The following is an 18,619-nucleotide window of genomic DNA, read 5'->3' as shown; positions in this document are numbered from 1 at the left end:
ATAGTGAGATGATAAGATCCACTCCGTGGGAAATTCTGTGGAAGGCCCGGCGGAGAACAGCTCGGGAATCAAGGTCCTCGACCGCTCGATCGCGCTTATCGACGCCGTCGCGTCCGGCGAAAAGACCCTCTCCGAGCTCAGCGCCGACACTGGGCTTCCCCGGGCGACAACGCACCGGCTCGCCACCGCTCTAGAAGTGCACCACGTGCTCGTCCGCACCGACACCGGTGCCTGGGCGATCGGCCCTGCCCTGGCGCGTTACGCGTCGCTGGCCCCCTCGAAGATCATCGACGCCGCGAAACCGATCATGGCAGACCTCGTGGACACCACGAATGAATCTGTCCAGCTGTACGAGCTCACCGGATCCTTCCGCACGTGCGTCGCCGCCGCCGAACCCCCGAGCGGACTCACGCACACCGTGCCCGTCGGCTCGCAGCTGCCGCTCGACCGCGGTTCCGCGGCGAAGATCTTCGCCGCGCACAAGCTTGTCGACGCCCCCTTCTCCGACGAAGAAATGGCCACCGTGCGCTCCACCGGCATCGCCGAATCCGTCGCAGAACGCGAAGTGGGACTCGCCAGCGTTTCCACACCTATTCAAGGAGCAAACGGCGCAGTACTGGCAGTGTTATCCATTTCCGGCCCCGTCGAGCGGCTCAAGCCCTCTCCCGCTGAGAAGTGGGGCTCCCAACTGCTCGCCGCCGCCGACAAGCTCACCAAAGCGATCTAACGGTCGATCGCGTCGAGAGTTCCCTTCGGCCAGACGACGTTCTTGGCCAACGGAATCTGGTGCGACGCACTTTCGAGAATGTGCATGAAATAGCCGGCCGTACTCGGGATGGCCACGATATCGCCGGGCACGACCCCTTCCGGAAAGCGGATCTTCCGGCGCAGGATCACCTCGTCTTCAATGCAGTACGCTCCGACGAGAAATGCCTCGAGTGGTTCCCCTGCCACCGCGGACCTTCCCTCCCGCTTCACCAGCACAGGGTCGATCAGGAAGTCGTCCGAGGTGGTCCTGCACTGCGTCCGGTTCATCTCCACTCCGACAAGGGGCAGGCCGTCGGAGCGGGTCTTGGTGAAGGCGACACGGGTGAGGATGACCCCGCAGCCGTCGAGAAGCGAACGCCCCGGTTCGAGATGGAGCCGCAGTCCGCGCTCCCGCATCCCCTCGGCGATGCCGCCGGACAAGACTTCTGCCAACCATTCGCCGCGAGTCGGGGTCTGCCAATACGGATACGTGTTGGTCAACGGATCAGCTTTCCACGTGAAGGGGGTGGCGTACCCGGCGCGCTGCTGGCCGATGGCTTCCTGGTACGCGTCCCACTGTTCTTCGTGGGCGAGATAGCTCATGGGCACGCCGCCGCCGATGTCGATGAACTCCGGTGCATGTCCTGCCGTGCGTAACCGGTCGATCAACTCCATGCATTCGCGCAACGCCGCCTGCCGGTCTTTCGCCGCGTAGCCGTGCAAGTGCGCGTGGACGCCGACGATGCGCGCATGCGGCGACCGCGCCGACAAGTGGTCGGACCACGCCTCCAGCCGCTCACCGAAACGGGTCGGAGGCATAGCATCCGGATCGGGTGCCAACCGCGGTGCGACGCGCGCTGGAACACCCGCCGCTTCAGCGAGTGCGCACAGCCGGTCGTACTCGGCCCTGTTGTCTGCGGAGACAACCACGTTGTTGTCGATGGCCAGGCGCAGCAGCGCATCCGGCTTGATGGCGGCGGAGAGAATAATCCGTTCCCCCGGCATTCCGCGTTCGAGCACCTGCCGCAACTCGTTCTCGCTCGCAACGTCCACGCCGTTGCCTGAGTCGCGCACGGTGTCGGCGAACAGAAGCGCCTTATTCGCCTTCCTCGCGTAGAAGACTTTCGTTTCCACGCCCGCTGCCTCGCCGGCGTCCACGAGCTCCGCGATATTGTCACGCATCGGGCCAGCGTTGAGCACGTTGACGGGACTTCCGAATCGGTCCAACAGGTCGATGCAGGCATGTTCATCTGAGAGCAAACGGTCGGACCAGTCGAACCTCACGGGCTCCAACGGGGGCATGCCGTGCACGCGGAGAGGGTCCGCCAGCGCGGCTGCGCTGACCCGGTCGGCCCAGCGTTCCACGACATCGTGCGCACTGCGGCGCAACGTGTCGTGGCCGAGAGTGTAGCCTTCATTCATCCGTCCCGCCGCGGCGATGTGGCTCTGCCCCACCAGTGTGCCGTCACGCCCCACATAGAGCGCATCCGTGCCCGGGTAGCGCTCACCGACACCGCGGGAAACAAGGTCGGCCACCAAGGATCCTTCCACCACTCCCGGCGGAGCCAGTACCGCGTCGATGACTACCGTCGCGCCGACGGACTCTGCCACCGCGCGGATATCCTCGCCGCCGCGGGACATGGCGTCGGTGCGGATCCGCCCGCTGTCGACGAGCGCAAGCACCTCAGCGGCCGACTCCGCTGGGGGACCGAATGCGACGCGTTCCATCGTCCGTGTGAAGGCGTCGAAGTCCCGGCCTCCGAGAGTGTCCCGGCCACCGTACGACGCGCGTTCTATGAGGGCATCGTAGGTGTCCCGGAACGCGAGCGCCGCGGCCAATGCGGGTGTCCACGGCCGTTCGCCTTGGGCTGCGGCGAGCGAGACCCGGAACTCCTCCACCGGATCCCCCGCGAAATCTTTCCCGTCCAGGACAGCCCGAATCTCGTCGATGGAGCCGTTACCGCCGGCGATGCGCAGTACATCCTGGGCGCAGCCAGCCAGGATTTCTTTCACCTCTGCCAAGCTGCCGCATGTCGCAACGGCCCGGGAGGCGGCCTGAATCACCGGCTTGGCCAGCGTGGCCCGGTCATCGTCGAGGTATGCCTTCACTTCCATGAAACGCCCAGACCGCGTCACCGGGTAGAAGGTTTGTGCCCTCGCGTACCGCACCACGTCGATGAACGTCAGAGCCGCGCCGCGCACGAGTGCCACATCCTCTGGTTCCACCGCATCGAGGTTGGCCGGCGGGTACGCAGGCGCGACCACGCGCAGATCCCCTAGATCCGCGTTGGCGAGGGAACCGGGCCAATCGTGTTCGTGCCCGGTGGCCAGAAGCACTTCGTGGAAGAGATCGCCGTCCACGTCCACGCCGCCGTCCACCGGGTGCACCGAACGGACGTGGGTGAAGCGGTGCTCGACACTGCATTGCGGCGGAAGATGGTGTTCCAGGGCGCTCCAAGAATTCCGCAGGAGATGCCCGACGGTTCTGCGCGGCGGGAACTGGCCCTCGTGCTCACCGGCGGCGTCGAGCTTGCCCAACTGCGTCTGCACGATGCGCTTCGGGGCATTGAGGATCCACTCTTCCGGGAGGTCTTGCGCAAACGCTCCGGGCGCGGACGCGCGCTCTAACGTGGTGTCGCTGAACACCGTCAGCTCGATGGCGGCGCCGCGTTGCCGCGCGCGTTCCATGAGCGATTCCGCGGCCCACAGTCCCCGCGGGCCCGCACCGATGATGCCTACCTTCATTCGACTATCCCGCTTCCCAGGTTCTCTTCCACCCATTCGTCGTTGTACACCGTATCCAGATACGCACGGCCGTCATCGTGGAAGATGCCGACGATGTCGCCGCGTGCGCCCTCCTCAAGCAACTCGTCCAGCGCGTGCGCAACCGCACCGCCGGACGCCCCGGGCAGGAACCCTGTCGTTCGCCCCATACGGCGGGCAGCCCGCACAGCGTCGCCCGCTTCCACCCGGATCACCCGCCCGGGGTCGACTTCGGTGGAGAGATCGGGCACCACGCCGGCACCATAGCCGGGGAGAAGGCGGGGGCCGCGGGTGCCGTCGAAAAGCACGGAACCTGCCGCATCGACCGCCACAACGTGTGTGTCGTACCCGTGCTCGCGGATATGGAGCAAGCAACCCCCGATCGTGCCGGTCGTGCTCACCGCCACCACCAGAACATCGGGAGCGCGCCCAAGCTTATCGACGATCTCCGCCATCGTTCCCCCGTCATGCGCCGCGAAAGCAGCCCGGTTGGAGTACTGGTCCAAATTCACCGCGCCGAGCTCGTCCTTCAACTCGGCGACACGCTTGCGCCGGGCAACGAGCCAATCACCTGTCTCAGGGTCTGGCTCTGTCACGGGGTGCAGAATTCCCCCGAGAGCAGTGATCAACGCCAAGGTGGCGGAGTTGGTCCGCTGGTCAACAACACAGTGGAATTCCCAGCCCCCCACAGCCGCCTCGCGTGCTAGTGCGACACCCAGGTTGCCGGAGCTGGATTCAACGACCTTCATGCCTGGGCGTAGCTCCCCGCGCCGCTCGGCTTCGCCCACCAACGCACGCGCAGTGCGGTCCTTGGCGCTCCCGCCGGGATTGAAGGACTCGAGTTTCCCCCACACCCGGGTGTCAGACGCCACGCCCCCCTGCCCCGCAATGTCGTCGAGGCGAATAAGAGGAGTTTTACCGATGGCCCCGAGTATTCCGCACCCTAATTCAGTCATAACAGGAAGCTTATGCCAACTTCGATGGTTTAGGCTTGTCCCATGACTGATTCCGGCACCAACCCCCACACCACCACGTCCCCGTCTGACGCTGACAGCCGCTACGACGCAGGAATCCGCGTCCGGCGCGAGGTCATGGGCGATGATTTTGTCGACGCCGCTCTCGGGCGCGCCGCCGGCACCGACGGCGAAGAACTCCAGGAGCACGTCACAGCCACCGTCTGGGGCTCAGTGTGGACACGCCCGGGGTTGAACCGCCGCGACCGCAGCCTGCTCAACATCGGCATGCTTGTCGCCTTGCGCGCCACCGAGGAACTGCGCGGGCACGTCCGCGGCGCCCTGACAAACGGCCTCACCCGCGAAGAGATCACCGAAGCCATCATCCACTCCTCCGGCTACTGCGGGGCACCCGCCGCCCTTTCCGCCATGAAGGTCGCGCAGCAGGTGCTCGAAGAAGAGCTCGGCCCGCGAGAGAGTTCAACCGAATCGGGCGCTTAAACCGCGGGCCCGCTTGACGGGCACGATCGAAACAGTACCGCAAAGCAAAGATCCTGCATCCCTGTTGGAGATGTCGGATCTTTGTTATTCATCTTGTACCCCGTACGGGATTTGAACCCGTGTTACCGCCGTGAAAGGGCGACATCCTAGGCCGCTAGACGAACGGGGCGCGCTCGCTGTTGAATGCGACTCGCTAACAGGAAATGACGCGCAGCCTAGAACCAAATCGGCAGCTCACTGGTCGCGTAGATCCGGAGAGGCGGACTACTGCGAATTCCGCATTTTCTCGCGCCACATGTCCAAAGCGATAGCGATGCCGATCACGGCGGGATGCACGTTCTCGTCTAAACCAGGCTCGAAGACAAGCCGGTACGTCGTCTTTCCCATCAGAGCTCGGCCGACACCGGAGTTTTCAGCGTCAACACTGACGATGGGACGCCCCTCCACGGTGATCTGGTAGTTGAGCTCAAAGATCTGTCCTTGGATCTTGACAGGCGGAAACCTGCGATGTCCACGTCGTATTTGGCGCCGATCCAAGAGAAGCGTTTGGTGATGTGGGCCAACTCCGCCTTGCCACCAGTCTGCTCATCTACCCGGTGCACGGTGTGCCGCCGAGTTCGGGAAGGGAAACGAGGGGCGTGCCGCCGACAGCGGCGAGCAGGCCGGGGGATGATTCGGGAAGCATGAACGCCAGCTTATGCGTTCCGGGCCAGCGGGGCCGCCGCGGAGCGTTTCCCACGACGCTCCATTTGAGGGTACGCTCGCCCCGTGAGAAAAAGCGGGCAGATTCTTGGACGGGACCTTCGTCGCCTGTTGCGCGTTCCCCGGGCCTTCATCATCATCGTCGGCGTGCTCATCACCCCCGCGCTCTACGCGTGGTTCAACATCAACGCCTTCTGGGACCCCTACGCCCACACCCAGAACATCCGCATCGCGGTGGTCAACAACGACCGCGGTGCCTCCGCCGAGCGCGTCGGCGAGGTTGACATCGGCGAGCAGATCACCGAGCAGCTCAAGGGCAACGACAAGATCGGGTGGGTGTTCCTCCCCGAGGACGAGGCCCGCGACGGGCTCATGCGCGGCGACTACTACGCCATGTTCCTCATCCCGCCCGAATTCAGCGAGGACCTGCTGAGCCTGGTCAGCGGCACCTACACGCAGCCGGTGCTGGAGTACTACGTCAACGAGAAGAGCAACGGCGTCACCCCCTCGATCACCGACGCGGGCGCCTCCGCTGTCGACACAGCCGTGTCCGAGGCCTTTAAGAAGAAGGTCGGCGAGGCTGCGGCGACCGAGCTGCGTAGCACGGGCTACACCCTCCGCGACGGCGCCGAGGAGGCCCGCGGCAAGACCTCCGGGAGCTTCGCCCAGGTCGCCGCCGACCTCGACGCCGCCCAGGGGCGGGTGGCCACGATGAACCAGAGCATCAACGGGGCGCGCCCGGTCGTCGCCGAGCTGAACGCCCTCGTCGGCTCCGTCGACGAGACCCTCGGGTCCGTGGACTCTTCCCTCGGGGAGGTCGAAGGGATCATCGCCGAGCTACAGAAGTCCTCCGCCGGGTTCAGCGCGGACACCTCCACCGCGCTCGTCGAGTCCACCAACGCGCTCAGCCTCGGTGCCGCCTCCGCCAACGCCTCCATCGCGGGGGCGACGGACCAGCTCGCCACCGCCCAGGGGCGGGTGCGCTCCGCCGTCGGCGAGATCGACGGCGTGGTCAAGCAGGGCGAGTCCGCCGCCGCGCAGCTGCGCGCCCTGTCGGCCGGGGCGGCCCTGTCGCCCGAGGTCCGCGCTCAGCTCGACGCCGCGGCTGGCGTGCTGGAGGAGCGCACCGCCGCCTCCCGCACCGTCCTCGACGGCCTGAACAACGTGGACCGCCGCACGGGCACTGCGTTGGCGTCGATAGGCGAGCTCGGCGACTCCCTCGAGGCCGCGACCACCGACTCCAACACCGCGGCGCGCGCCGCAAGCACGCAGCTCGGCGAGTCCGTGCCCGCGATCAACGCCTCGCTCGCCCAGGCCTCCGGCAGCGTTGCCTCCGTGCGCGGCGCGCTGAGCAGCCAGCGTGCCCTGCGTGAGGAGACAACCTCCCTGCTCGCCGGGGTGGACAACCAGCTTGCGGCCAGCCTCAGCATCCTCGACGAGGTCTCAGGCAATCTCGGCACGCTTGCCGACGGCGTTCGCTCCGCCCAGGCCGACATCAACGCTCTCCTGGCCACCTCCGACTCGGAGACCCTCAACACGGTGACGAACCTCAACTCGGCGAAGATCGGCGAGTACATTTCCTCACCCGTGACTGTCGAGCAGCAGGCCTTTTTCCCCACCGAGAACTACGGCAGCTCCATGGCCTCCTTCTTCACCAACCTGGCCCTGTGGATCGGCGCGTTCGTGCTGACGATCATCTTCCGCGTCGAGGTCGACACCGAGGGCTTCCGCCGCCTCACCGTCGGCCAGGCCTACCTCGGCCGCTTCCTCCTCTTCGCCACGCTCTCGGTGCTCCAGGCCGTCGTGGTGACGCTCGGCAACGTGGCCTTCGGGGTGCAGATGCAGTCCGTCACGGCCTTCCTCGCCACCGCAATCGCCATCGGGGTCGCTTACACGGGGATCATCTACTCCATCGTCTCTGCGCTCGGCCACATTGGCCGCGGCATCGCCGTCTTCCTCGTCGTCATCCAGATCCCGGGCGCGTCGGGCCTCTACCCCATCGAACTCATGCCCGGCTTCTTCCGCCGCATCTACCCCTTCCTCCCCTTCCGCTACGGCATCGACGCGATGCGCGAGACCATCGCCGGGTTCTACGGCCATCACTACCTCCGCTTCTTGGCTACGCTTCTCGCCATGTCCGCCGCGGCCTTCGCCCTGGGGTGGCTGTTCCGACTCACCTCCTCGCACGCCAACCTCCTGTTCAACCGCCAGCTCGCTCGCACGAACCTGATCACCAACGAGAAGGTGGAGGTCATGGGCTCGCCCTACCGCGCGTCCGACCTCATGGCCGCCCTGTCGGACCGGGATGAGTTCCGCGGGGGCGTCGAGAAGCGGGCGCGGATGCTGCGGGAGAACTACCGCACGCTCATCTTCGGCGGGATCGGCGCGGGCGTTGCCGGCATCGCCATCATCACCCTGCTCACCATGCTCCTGCCCACCGACAAGACGATCATGCTGGCCATCGTCGTCGCCTGGTCGCTGCTGGTCGTCCTCTACCTCGGCGCGGTGGAGTACTTCACGCAGAGCCTCGTCGACGCCGAACAGGTCTCGCGCCTCGGCGAGGCCGAGTTGCGCGACGCCGTGATCCACCGCCACGACTCCGCCGGCACCAGCGTCACCATCGGGCCCGCGGATGCCGAAAGCGAGGACACCAAGTGAGAACCGTCTTCTCCATCGCCTACAACGACCTGCGCCGGCTCTACACCAACGTCATGGCGGGCATCGTCATGGTCGGCCTCATCACCATCCCCTGCCTCTTCGCCTGGTTCAACGTGCTGGCCACGTGGAACCCCTTCGCCAACACGGAGCGCCTCGAGGTGGCGGTGGCCAGCACCGACCGCGGCCACACGAGCGACCTCACTCCGCTGGCCGTCAACGTCGGCGACATGGTGCTCTCCCAGCTCTACCGCGACGACTCGATGGACTGGGTCATCACCGATGCCGACGACGCCATCGAGGGCGCGAAATCCGGCGAGTACTACGCCGCCATCGTCCTGCCGCCCACGTTGAGCGACGACATGTTCACTTTCTACGCCGGAAACGCCGAACCCAGCCGCATCGACCTCTACGTCAACGAGAAGAAGAACCCCATCTCCCCGCTGCTCATCTCCAGCGGCACGCAGGGCGTCAGCGCCCAGATCAGCGCGTCGTTCACTAGAGCCCTCGCCGAGGTGTCCTTCGGGTTGATCGAGACGGCCTCGGACTTCCTCAACGAGGCGGAGACCAAGCAGGCACTCGACTCCATCGAGACGCGCACCGCCAGCGCCCGCGACCAGCTGCTCTCCAGCGCCAGCACCGTGGACGCGCTCGCCTCGCTCACCGAGTCGAGCGTGCCGCTCGTCGACAGCGCCGAGCGGATCTCCGGGGCGCTGGGCGACTCCCTCGGGCAGGTCCGCCCCGTCGACCTCGGGGCCACCGGGGCGGGCCTCGGCGGAGACGGCGCGGCGCTTGCGGCGGCGCTGGTGGCGACGTCGGAAAGCTTTGCCGCCGTAAGCGACCGCGTCGACCAGCTGATGGCGGACTCTTCCGCCACCTCCCAGGCCACCGCCGCGAGCCTGACGGACATCGCCGCGCGCATCGATGTACAGGTGAAGCAGTACACGGCCCTGCGCGACACCATCAACGGTGAAGTCGCCCCGGCGCTTCCCCCCGACGCCCAGCCGGGGGTGCGCGCGGTGGTCGGCGACCTCAACGACGCCATCGCCCGCCAGACGGCCGTTCGCGACCGACTCAACGACGCCGCCGCGCGCCTCACCGCCGGGCAGGGCAGCCGGGACGGGAAGAACGCGGACCGGCAGGAGATCAAGGACTCGATCGCCCGGGCCCGCGAGGCGATGGACTCGGCCAAAAATTCCTACGAAACCGGGATCCGCCCGCGCCTCGAGGCGCTGTCGGGCTCGCTGGACAACGTCCGGGCGAACGTCGACAAGGCCCGCTCGGACATCGACGGCGTCTCCTCTGCCCTGGCCAACCGACCCGGCTCGCTGCGCGACACCCTCGCAGCCTCCGGTGCGGACCTGCGCGACACGGCGGAATCTCTGCGCGCCAACGCGGCGAGGATGCAGGAGGCGCAGCAGTCGATCGCGCAGGCGCGCTCGAGCGGGGACCTGACGAAGCTGGCCGACCTCGTCTCCAGCCACCCGGAGGAGCTCGCCGACGCCCTCGTCGACCCAGTCAAGGTGGAGCGCAAGGAGATCTTCCCCCGCGTCAGTTTCGGCGCCGGCATGGCCCCGCTCTACACGGTGCTCGCCCTGTGGGTGGGCGCCCTGTTGACGTCAGTGGCCGTGCGCACGGACGACCGCTCCATCGAACAGAACGTGGTCGATCCCGGCCGCCTCACCGCTGGCCAGAAGTACTTCGGCCGCTACCTGACGTTCGTGACCACCGGCCTGGCCCAATCCACGCTCCTCATGGCGGGGCTCATTGTCTACGTGGGCATCGAGCCCGCGCACCCCTTCCTCCTCTTCGTGGCGGGGTGGGTCTCGAGCCTGGTCTTCCACCTGATCTGCTACACGCTGGTGATCTCCCTGAGCAACGCCGGCAAGGCCGTGGGCGTGCTCATCCTGGTGCTCCAGGTCTCGGCGGCGGGCGGCGCCTACCCGCTGCAGCTGCTGCCGGGCTGGGCGCAGGCGATCAGCCCCTGGCTGCCCGCGACCTACTCGATCCGCGCTATGCGCGCCGCGGTCTTCGGCACCTACGGCTGGGACTTCTGGCGAGCCCTCGGCATCCTCGTCCTCTTCGCGCTGCCCTTCCTCTTCCTCGGCCTTTGGCTGCGCCACCGGCTGCACCACGCGATCGACCGCATGGACGAGGCGGTTGCGCAGACCAAGGTGATGATGACCTAGCCGCGCCTACAGGTCGATGGTGCCGCGCACGCGGGCGGTGACCGCCCACACAGATGCCGCGGCCGTCGTCGGTGAACGACGGCACACAGCACCCCACCGGCTTCTGGGCCGAGGAGCTGGTGAACCCCTACACCGTCTTCACCGACGCGGGCTGGGACGTGGACGTGGCCACCCCGGGCGGGCGCGCCCCGACCGTGGACAAGGTCAGCCTCGGCGACGGGGCGACGCGGACATCCTCGCCCGCGTCCGAGCGAAGCTCGACGAGCTGCAGCCTGTCCTGTCTCAGCCCCTCGCCCTCGAGGAGGTGGACGACTCCGCCTACGACCTCGTCTTCTACCCCGGCGGACACGGCCCGATGGAGGACCTGGCCGTGGACGAGGCCTCGGGGCGCATCCTCCGCCCGGCGCGTGCAGGACAACACCCCTGTCGCCCTTCTCTGCCATGCCCCGGCCGCCGTCCTCGCCGCCGAGAACGAGACCGGCGGCTTTCCCTTTGCCGGGCGGAAGATGACCGGCTTCTCCAACGACGAGGAGCGCGCGAGCGGCCTCGCGGAAAAGGCGAAGTGGCTACTCGAGGACAGGCTGGTGGAGCTGGGCGTGGATTACGAGAAGGCGCAGGAGCCCTACGCACCCCACGTCACCGTCGACGGCGCACTCTACTCCGGGCAGAACCCGTCCTCTTCGCAACAGCTCGCAGAGCGTCTCGTGGCTGACCTTTCCCGCTGACGGGCGACCGAGAACCCCCGAGGTCGAGACGGCTTCGGGGTTTTCATGTCGGTGTTGAGCTACTTCGCGGCCTGGATCAGGCCGTACTCGTGCAGCAGCTCGCTGATCTCGCTGTCCTCGAGATTGTCGAAGAAGTGTTTGCGCATGAAGTGACCGGCCCGGTGGTCCGGCGAGGTGGCGAGGGGCTTGCCGTCGCGGAGCTGAACGGTGGCGTCGAGAAGCGTACGCACGTCGAAGGTGGAGTTGAACACCTCAGGCACGCCGCGCTCGATGTCCATAAGCGTGTAGACGGCCTCCATCGGGGTCCGCACGGAGTACTCGGTGGTGAAGATGCAGTCGCACTGCGCCGACTCGGCGAACTGGCCGATGAAGGCGAAGTTCTTCGCGCCCTCCGGCACCACGTCCGGGCGGTCGCCCGCGGCGCGCGGCATGAAGAATGCCGTGACGTAGGGCATCATCACCGGGACGGCCTTGGCGCCGGTGGCGGCGTGCTCGTCGATCTCCTCGACGAGCACGCCCAGGTGGTAGAGCCACTCGCGCCTGATCTCCTCGCCGGTCTTGCCGGTGTAGTCGCCGCGTGTGTCGGAGTACAGGGCGTAGACCCAGACAGCCATCTGGTCCTTCGGCTGGTTCTTGAAGTGCGGCTGGTTGACTGTCCAGGACAGCAGCCAGCTGGAGTCGCGGGCGGTCACGATGCCGCCGGTGACCACCTTGCCGGAGAAGGGGTCGCGCTTGGCAATCTTCTCGATGTAGCGGGGGATGCGCTCGTCCAGCGTCCTCACGGTGCTCGTCCAGGACCCATCCGGCTGCGGCAAAACGACGATGCTCAAAACCCTCGCGGGGCTGCGCGCCCCCGCCTCCGTCCAGGCCCTAGCGCCCTTCGGCACCCGCCTTTTCGCTGAGGACGCGGGGGTCTTCACCACCACAGCGCGCAACAACCTGCGCGTCGCCGCGCCCTCGCTTGACGACGCCACCGCAACCGCCGTCCTCGCCGCCGTCGAAATCGACTTTCCGCTGGCCAACGGCGCGGACTCGCTGTCTTCGGGCCAGCGGCGACGCCTGCTGCTCGCCCGCGCGCGAAAAAGCGGCCGGTGAATGTTTTTCACCGGCCGCTTCGCCTTGTACCCCGTACGGGATTTGAACCCGTGTTACCGCCGTGAGAGGGCGACGTCCTAGGCCGCTAGACGAACGGGGCGCGTTCGCTTTTGAATGCGACTCGCTAACAGTAAATGACCCTGTGCCAAGAACCAAATCGACTGGTTGCCGCCACCTTATGCGGGATAGATGAGCGGCGCGTTCACGCTCAGGCGGAGGGCGTCCCCCACCGCGGGCTTCGGGTCCGCCGCCATGCGAGCGCGGAACTCGACACCGTTGGATTCAAGGTTCACCGAGTAGCTGGTCACCTCGAACAGCACTGGCGTGATTGTCGCTTGCATACCCGCAGAAAACGCCGGACCCACCTGGACTGCATCGGGCAGCACCGCCACCGTCACTCGTGCCCCCTGGCAGCTCACTGGTCGCGTAGATCCGGAGAGGCGGACTACTGCGATTTCCGCATTTTCTCGCGCCGCATGTCCAAGGCGATCGCGATGCCGATCACGGCGGCATGCACGTTCTCGTCTAAACCAGGCTCGAAGACAAGCCGGTACGTCGTCTTTCCCATCAGAGCTCGCCCCATACCCGAATACTCCGCGTCGACGCGGGCGATGGGACGCCCCTCCCCCGTGATCTGGTAATTCAGCTGGAAGATCTGACCTTCAATCTTCACGGGCGGAAAACCGGTGATGTCCACATCGAATTTGGCTCCGATCCACGAAAACCGCTTTGTGATGTGGGCAAGTTCCATCTGGGTGCCGGTCTGGTCATCAACGCGGCGAACGGTATAGGTGTCGCGGATGAAGTTCACCGGATCTTCGATAACCAGGGCCAGATTGCCCGCTGCATCCGACACTTCCACGCCGCGGGAGGCTTTCACCAGGTCACTGAGTTTCAGCGTCTGCCGCGCAGTGCCGAGCACCTCTCCGTTCGCCCCAGCGATGGTGAATTCATCGCGGCCGATGGTTTTGGATTGTGAGACGGTGAGCATGTCTTCTCTCAGCATGACACCCACGATAGCGAAGAACCTCCGGTCCGCTTCGAAAGTGAAGCAGACCGGAGGCTCTCCGCTTGTTGTACCCCGTACGGGATTTGAACCCGTGTTACCGCCGTGAGAGGGCGACGTCCTAGGCCGCTAGACGAACGGGGCTTAAGGACTTTCATGTCCAGCAGCTCTACCCAATCACGGATTGTCTCGAACTGCAGCTGGCCTACCAGGACTCGAACCTAGAATGACGGTACCAGAAACCGTAGTGTTGCCAATTACACCATAGGCCATCGTTTCTCAGTGCGACCCGGCGCTTGCCGGTTGCTCTGAACAACGACGATTACTATAACCACACCAGCGATATAGCACCAAATCTCGAGGTCACCGGGCTTAAAGCTGGCCAATAATCACGCTGGTGTGATTAGAGCTGTCACCGCTAATCGGCAGCGGGCTGAAACGGTGTCTGCGCGCGTGCCGACCGGAGACGTGCCAGAGTCGACTCGCGGCCCAGCAACTCCATGGATTCGAATAGCGGAGGCGAGACAGCCTCACCGGATACAGCCACCCGGACGGCGCCGTACGCCTTGCGGGGCTTGAGGCCCAGATCGTCGATAAGCGCGCCGCTGAGCGCGTTCTCGATGTTCTCCGTGTTCCAATCCCCCACTGCCTCGAGGGCGGCGATGCCCGCGTCCAACGGCTGGATCGCGTCCTCCTTGAGGTTCTTCTTAGCCGCCTTCTCGTCGAGCACTAGTTCATCATCCGGCGTGACAAGGAATTTGAGCAGGCCGTACGCGTCGCCCAGCATCTTGATGCGGGTTTGAACGAGCTCTGCAGCGACCCCGAACTTCTCCTCCGGGTAGCTCGCCGGGAAATCCGTGTACTCGGTCAAGTAATCGCGCAGACGGTGCTTGAAGTCTTCCGGCTCGAGGAGACGAATGTGATCGGCGTTGATGGCCTCGAGTTTCTTCTGGTCGAAGCGCGCCGGGTTAGCCAGCACATCGTTGATGTCGAAGGCTTGGACGAACTCGTCGACCGTGAAGATGTCCTGGTCCGCCGACAACGACCACCCGAGGAGAGCGAGGTAATTGATCATGCCCTCGGGAATGATGCCGTTGTCGCGGTGGTTGAACAGGTTCGACTCAGGATCGCGCTTGGACAGCTTCTTATTGCCCTGCCCCATCACGAACGGAAGGTGGCCGAACTCCGGTGTGAAATCGGTGACGCCGATGCGTTGAAGCGCTTCATAAAGCGCTAGCTGACGCGGCGTGGAGGAGAGCAGGTCCTCCCCGCGGAGCACGTGCGTCATGCCCATCAACGCGTCGTCGACCGGGTTGACCAGGGTGTACAGGGGCGCGCCGTTCGAGCGGGCGACCACATAGTCCGGCTGCGTTGCGGACTTGAACTCCATGTCGCCGCGCACGAGGTCGTGCCACTTCCAGTCCTTGTCCGGCATGCGCAAACGCCAGACGGGCTCGCGCCCCTCAGCCTTGAAAGCGGCGACCTGCTCCTCGGTGAGCTCGCGGTCGAAATTATCGTAACCCAGCTGCGGGTCACGCCCCGCCGCAATATGGCGCTCCTTGACCTCTTCGGCTGTCGAGTACGCCGGGTAGACTTCCCCTGCCTCGATCAGCTTGTCCAGGATGTCCGCGTAGATCTCCATCCGCTGGGACTGGCGGTACGGCTCGTGCGGGCCACCGACCACCACGCCCTCGTCCCACTCCATGCCGAGCCATGTCAGCGAATCGATGATCGCTTGGTAGGACTCCTCGGAATCGCGCGCAGCATCAGTGTCTTCGATCCGGAAGACCAGTGTGCCGCCGGTGTGCCTGGCTTGCGCCCAATTGAAAAGCGCCGTCCGGACCATCCCCACGTGGGGCGTTCCGGTCGGCGACGGGCAAAAACGTACTCGTACAGGTGCGTCAGTCATGCACCTAACTGTAGCGCGCGGGCGGCTACTTGCTCACGCGGGATAGCACTGCCCACATATCGTTCGCAGTGGACGGGTCGTACCACCAGAAGTGGTTGGAGCCGTGCACCTTGATGGCCTGCACCGGCTTCTTGCAGCCGGTGGCGGAAACGCGGGTGGCGTTGTGGCCCAGCGGCGACGACGTGATACGGCCGACGTTGCAGCCGTTACGGCGTTCGTACGAGCTGAACAGATCCGGCACACCGAGGTAGCGCGTGCCGCGTCGGACTCCGCCGTTATATGAGGTCAGGGTGTCATTCGTGCCGTGGTAAGCGAGGAACGCCACCGGAATGTTCTGGCAGTTCGCGTTCACCGGCCAGTAATACGCGCCGGAGACACCAGCGACACCTGCGAAAAGATCCGCCATGTGGCATGCGGAGACCGCGGCCATGCCGCCACCGGTGGACATGCCAGTCGCGTAAATACGGCGGCGATCGATGTTGTAATACCGCTGCACATCGTCGATCATCGCGCGGACAAAGCGAATGTCCTGGCCCGGGCCGGTGGAGGCAGTCGGAGAACCTTCCCACGACGCCCCAATTGCGCGCGGGTAAACAATGATCGCGTCGCGCCCCACGTTCGATTCGCGCAGACGGGAGTAGTTGCGGAAGTTCTCAGTCGAGTCCTGGAAGGCCGAGTACCCCACCATGACGGGGGTCGGGCGCGAGGGGTTGTAGCCGTGCGGGACCCAGATCAGATAAGAGCGGTTGCCCACTCGAATCTCACCGTTGTGGCCTGGCGCCACAGGCTGGCCAGCGGTCGCGCGCCACGGGCCCGGTGCCGGCTTCGGAGCGGGTGCAGGGGCCTGAGCAGGGGCAGGAAGCGGGTTGTACGGAACGGAAGATCCGACACCCGGGGGAATCGCACCATTGACCTGGCGCGCCATGTCATTCCACGCGCGGTTCGCATTATTCGCGGCATCGGCCGCAGCTTTGGCCGCAACATCGGCAGCGTTGCTGGAGCTGGCAGTGAGCTGCTCAGGCGTAGGAAGTCCCTGGGCTTGTGCCGGGGCAGCAGCGAGCCCCGCCACCATCAGGAACCCTGCGGTAATACCCGCAAAGCGGCGGCGCCACGTTTCATCGAATTTCATCGGAGGCCTTTCGGAAAACAGACACAACTGGGCCGCTGGACAAAGCTGCACTTTAGCCACAGCAATCACTTGCGAAACATTAGTTAATACCGGTTCGATCTTCAACAGAACCATGAAGTATTCTGCCCGCTAGCTGAAATTCCCACAACAACGGGGTCTCCCGCTCAACCGGCCCATGCCCGAACCGACCCGCACCGCCCACTAGAATCGGTGACTATGTCATCCCACCGCCCCCCGACCGCGCCGGACTTCCTCATCTCCCGCGCGGAGGGCTCTGTGCGCACGCAAGGAGCTAAGACCAGCTTCATCGACGTGTGGGACGCCGTCGCTGCGTTGAATAGCGGCAAAGCCGAGATGGTGGTGGGTGCGCTCCCCTTCGACCGCGACGCCCCTGCTGCCCTCACTGTGCCCGAGTCCATCATCCGAGAACCCGGCCCGCTTGAGCCCCACTCCTATTACCGGATCGGTGAAGGGGCCCAGCTGCACGCAAGCGTCTCCGGCTACGACCCGGAGCCGCACGAGCATCTGCGGCGCATCGAAGCAGCTATCGCCACCATCGAGGATTCACTTCTGGACAAGGTGGTCCTTGCCCGTGCGGTGGATATTGCGTTCGACCCTCCAGTGGATCCACGGTTGGTTGCCGCCCGACTCATCGACATGTCGCGCACCCGCGACGGCTTCATCGCGGACCTCACTCCTGCCGGCAAACAAGGCCACATGCTTGTCGGATCCTCGCCGGAGTTGTTGATCAAGCGTGAAGGCTTGTTCATTTCGTCTTATCCGTTGGCCGGTTCCGCGGCACGTATCTTCGGCGACCCCGACGCGGATGCCGCAGCGGGACAAGCACTCCGCACCTCAACGAAGGACTTGGACGAACACGCATTTGTGGTCGAGCACATCCGCGACGTGCTCGCACCCCTGTGCACCGAACTCACCGTCCCTGAACAACCGGTGCTGACAAAAACGAACGAGATGTGGCACCTAGCCACTCCGATTTCAGGGGTCTTAAGCGACCCGGCTCCGAATGCGCTGGAAATCGCCATGCGCCTTTACCCCACCCCAGCCGTCTGCGGCACACCGCAGCATGCCGCTTACGCCCTGATCACCACGGCCGAATCCGACCGGTCTTTCTACGCCGGAACCGTCGGCTGGTGCGACAGCGACGGTAACGGAGAATACATGGTGTCCATCCGCTGCGCCGAAGTAGACGGAGACGGTACCGCGGCCCGCGCGTGGGCCGGCGGCGGACTCGTTGCCGCCTCCGATGCTGAGCAGGAGTTGGCTGAGACGACAGCGAAATTGCGCACTATCCAACGCGCGCTGGGCCTGTAGGGTCCTTCCGCCTAAAGAGAAAACCCGCCACATTGGCGCCTTCAGGGGCTGTCCATGTGGCGGGGAGAAGGAAACAGTCTGCGCTAAGCGCGCTCGACTGGGTTCTTCAGCGAGCCGAGGCCTTCGATCTCAACCTCGATCGAGTCGCCCGGCACCATCTCGGCGGTCCCGGCGGGCGAACCGGTGCAAATGACATCACCCGGCAACAAGGTGTACGCCGACGTGATGAACTCGATGATCTTTCCCAGCTTCCAGATCATCTGGTTGGAGTTGGAATCCTGCTTGGTCTCCGTCGTTCCATCGTGGGTGAGGTGCGCCTTGATGGGAAGGTCGTCGAAGTCGAATCGGTCCAGATCCGTCTCAATCCAGGGACCCAGCGGGCAGAATGTGTCGATGCCCTTGGCGCGCGCCCACTGACCGTCAGTAAACTGCAGGTCACGCGAGGAAACATCGTTGACGATGGTCACGCCCCGCACCACGGTTTTCCAATCTTCAGCCTTGACGTTCTTGCACGGAACGCCGATAACCAGTGCCAGCTCACCTTCGAATTCCACGCGGGTGGCAAATTCCGGGATCTTGATGGGAGCCTCAGGCCCGATCACGGCTGTCGGCGGCTTGAGAAAGAGGGTCGGCGGCAAGTGCTCCGCCGACTGCTTGAACACCTCGGCCACGTGGTCGGCGTAGTTACGGCCGATAGCGACAACCTTGCTGGGGAGCATCGGGGCGAGCAGGCGTACGTCATCGACGGCCCACTCTTTGCCCGTGTAGTCGGGATCCGTGAATGGAGTTCCCGCAATCTGCTTCGCGGTGGTCGCTTCATCGTCGATGACCGCGAATGTCATTCCCTCAGGTGTAGCAATTCGTCCAAAACGCATGCCCACGAGCATACGCCACGGCACCTGCGCGTCGCTTA

The 18,619-nt window shown here is 65.2% G+C and carries 14 protein-coding genes, 4 tRNA genes and 2 pseudogenes; 7 read left to right on the top strand and 13 right to left on the bottom strand.

The genetic code is table 11. The features are described from left to right. Positions 1–25: 25 nt before the first annotated feature. Entirely contained in the window at positions 26–727 is a 702-nt protein-coding gene (locus QYQ98_RS00510) for an IclR family transcriptional regulator (RefSeq protein ID WP_302006828.1), read from the top strand. Here the strand turns inward: QYQ98_RS00510 and QYQ98_RS00505 are convergent. Further along, positions 724–3,492: an FAD/NAD(P)-binding protein gene (locus QYQ98_RS00505; RefSeq protein WP_302006827.1), complete on the bottom strand. Its 2,769-nt coding sequence runs from the start codon at positions 3,490–3,492 to the stop codon at positions 724–726. The two genes, QYQ98_RS00510 and QYQ98_RS00505, sit on opposite strands and share 4 nt — an antisense overlap. Continuing rightward, positions 3,489–4,466 carry a pyridoxal-phosphate dependent enzyme gene (locus QYQ98_RS00500; protein WP_302006826.1) on the bottom strand — a complete coding sequence of 326 codons (978 nt, stop codon included), beginning with the start codon at positions 4,464–4,466 and terminating at the stop codon, positions 3,489–3,491. The genes QYQ98_RS00505 and QYQ98_RS00500 overlap by 4 nt, the downstream gene beginning before the upstream one ends. Before the next feature lie 42 nt (positions 4,467–4,508). Here QYQ98_RS00500 and QYQ98_RS00495 point away from each other — a divergent pair, with 42 nt between their 5' ends. Next, positions 4,509–4,964 (top strand): carboxymuconolactone decarboxylase family protein, encoded by a 456-nt coding sequence (locus QYQ98_RS00495; protein WP_302006825.1) that lies wholly within the window; start codon positions 4,509–4,511, stop codon positions 4,962–4,964. 96 nt (positions 4,965–5,060) lie between these two features. Here QYQ98_RS00495 and QYQ98_RS00490 read toward each other — a convergent pair. Together QYQ98_RS00490 and QYQ98_RS00485 are read right to left on the bottom strand one after the other, a co-directional pair. Continuing rightward, positions 5,061–5,133: transfer RNA gene (locus QYQ98_RS00490), tRNA-Glu, on the bottom strand. 95 nt (positions 5,134–5,228) lie between these two features. After that, entirely contained in the window at positions 5,229–5,411 is a 183-nt protein-coding gene (locus QYQ98_RS00485) for a hypothetical protein (RefSeq protein ID WP_302006824.1), read from the bottom strand. Positions 5,412–5,732: 321 nt separating this feature from the next. Here QYQ98_RS00485 and QYQ98_RS00480 point away from each other — a divergent pair, with 321 nt between their 5' ends. The 3 genes and pseudogenes from QYQ98_RS00480 (at position 5,733) to QYQ98_RS00470 (ending at position 11,235) form a co-directional block, all read left to right on the top strand. Continuing rightward, positions 5,733–8,324: a YhgE/Pip domain-containing protein gene (locus QYQ98_RS00480; protein WP_302006823.1), complete on the top strand. Its 2,592-nt coding sequence runs from the start codon at positions 5,733–5,735 to the stop codon at positions 8,322–8,324. Then, positions 8,321–10,510 (top strand): YhgE/Pip domain-containing protein, encoded by a 2,190-nt coding sequence (locus QYQ98_RS00475; RefSeq protein ID WP_302006822.1) that lies wholly within the window; start codon positions 8,321–8,323, stop codon positions 10,508–10,510. The genes QYQ98_RS00480 and QYQ98_RS00475 overlap by 4 nt, the downstream gene beginning before the upstream one ends. Positions 10,511–10,563: 53 nt before the next feature. Next, a pseudogene (locus QYQ98_RS00470) lies at positions 10,564–11,235 on the top strand (type 1 glutamine amidotransferase domain-containing protein). A gap of 59 nt (positions 11,236–11,294) precedes the next feature. On the opposite strand, the pseudogene QYQ98_RS00465 reads toward QYQ98_RS00470, so the two are convergent. Beyond that, positions 11,295–12,020 (bottom strand): annotated as a pseudogene (locus QYQ98_RS00465) (oleate hydratase); the annotation flags it as partial. Between QYQ98_RS00465 and QYQ98_RS00460 the strand changes: the two are divergent. Next, positions 11,995–12,330 (top strand): ATP-binding cassette domain-containing protein, encoded by a 336-nt coding sequence (locus tag QYQ98_RS00460; protein WP_367881632.1) that lies wholly within the window; start codon positions 11,995–11,997, stop codon positions 12,328–12,330. The pseudogene QYQ98_RS00465 and the gene QYQ98_RS00460 sit on opposite strands and share 26 nt — an antisense overlap. A gap of 27 nt (positions 12,331–12,357) precedes the next feature. On the opposite strand, the gene QYQ98_RS00455 is transcribed toward QYQ98_RS00460, so the two are convergent. The 7 genes from QYQ98_RS00455 to QYQ98_RS00425 all read right to left on the bottom strand — a co-directional run bounded on the left by QYQ98_RS00455 (position 12,358) and on the right by QYQ98_RS00425 (position 16,374). Next, positions 12,358–12,430, bottom strand: a tRNA-Glu gene (locus QYQ98_RS00455). A gap of 76 nt (positions 12,431–12,506) precedes the next feature. Further along, entirely contained in the window at positions 12,507–12,728 is a 222-nt protein-coding gene (locus QYQ98_RS00450; protein ID WP_302006820.1) for a hypothetical protein, read from the bottom strand. Positions 12,729–12,775: 47 nt separating this feature from the next. Further along, positions 12,776–13,336: a scramblase gene (locus tag QYQ98_RS00445; RefSeq protein WP_302006819.1), complete on the bottom strand. Its 561-nt coding sequence runs from the start codon at positions 13,334–13,336 to the stop codon at positions 12,776–12,778. A 71-nt stretch (positions 13,337–13,407) separates the two neighbouring features. Further along, positions 13,408–13,480, bottom strand: a tRNA-Glu gene (locus QYQ98_RS00440). Between the two features lie 56 nt (positions 13,481–13,536). Then, positions 13,537–13,608: transfer RNA gene (locus QYQ98_RS00435), tRNA-Gln, on the bottom strand. 146 nt (positions 13,609–13,754) lie between these two features. Continuing rightward, positions 13,755–15,245 (bottom strand): glutamate--tRNA ligase, encoded by a 1,491-nt coding sequence (gene gltX, locus QYQ98_RS00430; protein ID WP_302006818.1) that lies wholly within the window; start codon positions 15,243–15,245, stop codon positions 13,755–13,757. Between the two features lie 25 nt (positions 15,246–15,270). Continuing rightward, a complete protein-coding gene (locus QYQ98_RS00425; RefSeq protein ID WP_302006817.1) occupies positions 15,271–16,374 on the bottom strand; it encodes a PHB depolymerase family esterase in 1,104 nt (367 codons plus the stop codon). Between the two features lie 216 nt (positions 16,375–16,590). Between QYQ98_RS00425 and QYQ98_RS00420 the strand changes: the two genes are divergently transcribed. Continuing rightward, entirely contained in the window at positions 16,591–17,706 is a 1,116-nt protein-coding gene (locus QYQ98_RS00420; protein ID WP_302006816.1) for an isochorismate synthase MenF, read from the top strand. An 83-nt stretch (positions 17,707–17,789) separates the two neighbouring features. Here the strand turns inward: QYQ98_RS00420 and QYQ98_RS00415 are convergent, their stop codons facing one another. Beyond that, positions 17,790–18,581 (bottom strand): fumarylacetoacetate hydrolase family protein, encoded by a 792-nt coding sequence (locus QYQ98_RS00415; protein WP_302006815.1) that lies wholly within the window; start codon positions 18,579–18,581, stop codon positions 17,790–17,792. Positions 18,582–18,619: the final 38 nt, after the last annotated feature.

The organism is Corynebacterium sp. P3-F1 (assembly GCF_030503635.1).
Lineage (GTDB): Bacteria > Actinomycetota > Actinomycetes > Mycobacteriales > Mycobacteriaceae > Corynebacterium.
This window is presented reverse-complemented; position numbering and strand designations above follow the sequence as displayed.